Origin of the sequence: Methylobacterium sp. CCH7-A2 (genome assembly GCF_001557075.1) — a bacterium.
Lineage (GTDB): Bacteria > Pseudomonadota > Alphaproteobacteria > Rhizobiales > Beijerinckiaceae > Allobosea > Allobosea massiliensis.
This window is the reverse complement of sequence record NZ_LSKN01000317.1, coordinates 1-318: the sequence shown is the minus strand read 5'-3', so window position 1 is coordinate 318 and position 318 is coordinate 1. Positions and strand designations below refer to the sequence as shown.

At 65.7% G+C, this 318-nt stretch carries 1 protein-coding gene; it reads right to left on the bottom strand.

Going from position 1 to position 318, the window contains the following annotated elements:
- A partial coding sequence (locus AX750_RS24775; RefSeq protein WP_156462480.1) for an SDR family NAD(P)-dependent oxidoreductase occupies nucleotides 1–318 on the bottom strand: 318 nt, incomplete at both ends.

Here is a 318-nt window from a genome sequence, read left to right as displayed (position 1 = left end):
TCAGCGACAGGAGGTAGGCTTTCGATGCCGGATAGGTCGCGTTGAGAGCCTCGGGCACGAAGGCAACGATCGAGGCGATGTTGATGATGGCTCCGCGCCCGCGAGAGCCGAAGGCCGCCGCCGCGGCAGCCGCCAGCCGCGTCGCGGCAACAACATTGAGCCGAAGCAGCGCGGCGAGCTCGTCGGGCGGTGTCTGCGAGAAGGGCGAGGTCATCGCGCGACCGGCGTTGTTGACCAGCATGGTGATCGCAGACTTCTGGCGCAGCCTGGCCTCGACACGTCCGAGCGCATCGAAATCCTCTAAATCGGCCACCATCA